We start from the raw sequence: 3,832 nt of genomic DNA, 5'->3' as shown, positions 1-3,832 counted from the left end.
TTGTTTGTCCATTACCTGGCCCTTATAATAGAACTCTCCATTGATGATTTTCATCTCGTCCTTATCCTCTTGATTCTGGAACTTTTTAAGCAGTTCGAATACAAATTCTAACCCCACTTGATTCACCCCCATATTTTCCCTTATATCCACTATTTATATATACTACATAAATATATTAATTTCCTTTATTTTATTGAGGTGATTATTTTCTCTCTTGTGAATTCTAGGTAAACACCTCAAAGACAAAAAAGCTATGTCCATAAATTAAGACAAAACAAAAAAGACCCAGTAAAAATAAGCCTTTTGGCTCATCTCCTAGATCTTTTTTTCTCTGATTACTGAGCGAAGCCGAAGTATCCCTCGACCTCGGTTTCTCTAATACTAGAGAAACCATCAAAAGAAGGAGTTAATACTTAGAATTAACATTCTGCCTACATTTCATTAAACCTCAATAAAAACAAGTAAATATATATATTACTGATTAATTTAATACCCAAATATGTAGAGGCAATTAATTATTATTCTTATCCTCTTCTAACATTTCATATAGTTCATTCATTTTGGTTCTCAGAATTTCTTTTGGTATTAATTTAGTGAAAAAACTCGCCTCATTGTGGCGAGTTTTTCATTTTCTGAATAAACCTCATAAAACTGTTTCATTCTCCATAAACTTCTCAACTTCTTAATCTGTTTTCAGATTCATCAGAGTTTCTATCAGATGATATTTCCCTTTTTTAGCCAATTCAGATAGTGCCTTTCTTTTTACCATACCAAACTACATTCCTTCCGACTTATACTCTTACAGCCTCTAAGCCTAGGTCTCCACTAAAAGACTTAAAAGAACTTAAATGATTATAAAAGAGAAAAAAACCCAGTAAAGATAAATCTTGTGAATTCTCTCTTGGATCTTTTATATTTTATTTTACATCACTTAAAATTTTCTTTATATACTAACCTCATTGCATCAACATCTTTTCTTGTTTCTATCGACATAATATTATAAAGTCCCATACTTTTTACTTCTCTTAATTTATTTAAATCCCACAAGCATTCTTTTAGTATAAAATATTTAACTAATAATTTAATTTTTCTACTTTTTTTATTTCCCATTCCTAATCTAATAAAAATACTTTCATACTCAACTACTAAAATTAAGATATACGCAAATGGTAAATATAAAATCATCATTAATGGAGTTAAGAAAAAACTTTTTAAAGTTTCTTCATTTAATATTTGATTATAACTATCATATATATTTTTAAATCCAGAATATATTATCATTAGCCCAATTGCTGCTTCTAAATAATTAAATGGTTTTATTAATATTTTGTATTCGTCTTTTTTATCAATCATTATTTTACTTATTACTATAGTTGTTATAATAGGTATTAAAAATATCTCCACTATTAGTGAATATGTGTGAAAATTTACTATAAATTCAAATAATAATCCAAAAGTTATGATTTTTTTAAGATAATTTCTAAAAAAGTTACCCTCTTTTTTTAGGTTAGAATAATTAAATGTAATTACACTTCCAACAAAGATAAACCATTTGATAGTATCTTTTAGATAGCCTATTTCCCAGTATCCAATTTTCCATAATGTAAAAATAATAAAACTAAAATAAACCCCTTCTATTAAAAAATATATAAATAATTGTGGTGCAAAAAATAATTTTATTATTTTTAAAATTCCATCTCTTGTAGATTTTTTCTTTAACATCCATATAAATATAATAATACCCCAAAATATACTGGCTAACTCTCTTGTATTAAATATATTTTGATTAACTACATTTAATAAAATATCGATTTTTTTTCCTCCTTGACAATAAAACTCTAACATTTCACTTTTTTTGACATTTATTAACTTTTAATTTACAAAAATTTATCATTCCAATATTTATAACATCCTATTTTTATAAAATAAGGAGTATATAATTTATATTCAGAATTTTCATTATAAGAAAAATGCATAGCGAAAAACCTTAAAGAGACACGATTAATTTCTAGAATAATCAACTTTATATCTGAATACATTGTTTTTAAATCTTTTATTAAGTTATGATTAGTTAACCATTGATCAACAATATAGTGTTTACTTCGAACTCCTATAATATCGTTTATATTAGCATATCTACTTGCTGTATCATTAAATAAATTATCTAATAGTTCAAAATAACTCCTGTATAAATCTGATTCAAATAATTTTCTCATATTTTGTAATTTAAACCATATTAAATCATTTTTTTCAATGCTTTCAATCAACTTAATTAAAGAATGGCCTTTTTCCATCTTTTCTGAAAAAAGATGTTTATAAGTTTTAAAAAATAACTCCCATCCCCTATGGTTTATTCTTAATAATTCTTCTAAAATTAATATATCATTATCCCAGTTTTCTATAGATCTTAAACTAAAGTCAATAAGATTAACTGATTGTTCAAATGAGTTTAAATAAGGTAATTTATTATCTTCCATTTGGTTCCTCCTACTAATAATAAAAATTTATTTTCTATTTCCTGTTAAGTCAGCAATTACTGCTTGTAGAACTTGCCAACTTATTTTAGCAGTATGAATATCAGGATTAAATTTCATCAAACTTTGCTGTGCAGGATGAATAAAGTTTCTAAAATCCCTAAGTGTATGACTATATTCTTTTATATCTAGCCCTATAAAATTTTCTTGATGTGCTACATTTATAAAATCACTTAAAGTCCATTGACTAGATGGTTTAACTTTTACTTTGTTTTCTTTGCCTCTTTTATCTTTTGGTGCAGATTTTGACGTATTAAATTTAACCATATTTTTTGAGAATAAATTCAATAAAATACCTTCTAAAACACTTCCACATAAAAAAATTACTGAAAGTGAAGCCCCAGAATTTAAACATTTTTTTATTTCTTCTATTCTTTGTTCAATAATAGATTCTGTTCCTATATCTAAATTTAATAAAGATAAATCAAATTTTGAAAATTTAAGATCTAAAAATTCTGTTTCTGTTTCTACTTTTTTTACTTTACCCGATAATTTAAAAATATACCTTTCAGCTTCTTCAAGATCTTTCTTATCTATTTTATCGATACCTTTAGATATATTTAATAATTCAGTTAAAACTTCAGCAACTAAAATATTACCTTCTAACTCCCAAAAAGCTCTTAATCTATTCATTTTTGAGCCACTATTTTTATTATATTTTTCAGAAAAAATATTTATATTAAAATCATTAAAAAATTCTCTAAATGTTCTATCAGAAAAATCTAAAACATATCCACCTCTATTAAATAATTTTTCAAATAATTTTTTTTCATTAAATTTTAAATTAGCCATTTTTATTTCTTCTCCCTTTTCTTCATTTTTTCATTAAAATAACTCTTCACAAAATCAAGTATACTCCTTTTCCCTTTTATTATCTACTTTACCCCCTTTTTCTGGGCACTCCCTACCTAGTTACTTCCTTTTGCCTCCTCTCTCTTTATCCTCAAAGAGAGAGAACATAAGAGAGAGTTCTCTTACCATCCCTTAATAACTATAAGATTAATTCACTTATTCCTCTCTACCCCTTATATTCATTACTTTGGTTTCTTTTACCAAGAGAAACCATAAGAAGGAAGAGTTCAAAAGCCCACGTTTTTAATATATTTTAAAGACTTTTAAAAGCTTTTACCTCGGTTCTAGCCTTACTTACTATTGGTATACAATCAACATGTAGACCCAAAAAACCACACATAATGACCCAAAAAGACAGTCATAATGACCCAAAAAACCAGTTTCGATGACCCAAAAAGACAGTTTTATAAACTTATTACTTGCTTATTGTTTTTCACCTACCACTT

General features: G+C 25.8%; 3 protein-coding genes. All 3 read right to left on the bottom strand.

The features are described 5' to 3' along the window. Nucleotides 1-927 precede the first annotated feature (927 nt). From WBG30_RS03365 to WBG30_RS03355, 3 genes are read right to left on the bottom strand one after another with little or no spacing between them, the layout of a single operon-like run. The gene (locus tag WBG30_RS03365; RefSeq protein ID WP_424503234.1) at nucleotides 928-1,845 is read right to left on the bottom strand and encodes a hypothetical protein; all 918 of its coding nucleotides are present in this window, start codon (nucleotides 1,843-1,845) and stop codon (nucleotides 928-930) included. Nucleotides 1,846-1,877: 32 nt separating this feature from the next. Next, nucleotides 1,878-2,477, bottom strand: a complete 600-nt coding sequence (locus WBG30_RS03360) for a hypothetical protein (protein WP_424503233.1) — start codon at nucleotides 2,475-2,477, stop codon at nucleotides 1,878-1,880. 27 nt (nucleotides 2,478-2,504) lie between these two features. After that, nucleotides 2,505-3,326 carry a hypothetical protein gene (locus WBG30_RS03355; RefSeq protein ID WP_424503232.1) on the bottom strand — a complete coding sequence of 274 codons (822 nt, stop codon included), beginning with the start codon at nucleotides 3,324-3,326 and terminating at the stop codon, nucleotides 2,505-2,507. Nucleotides 3,327-3,832 lie beyond the last annotated feature (506 nt).

The organism is Psychrilyobacter sp. (assembly GCF_049671765.1).
Lineage (GTDB): Bacteria > Fusobacteriota > Fusobacteriia > Fusobacteriales > Fusobacteriaceae > Psychrilyobacter.
The sequence above is the reverse complement of the archived record's forward strand: the minus strand, read 5'-3'. Positions and strand labels throughout refer to the sequence as shown.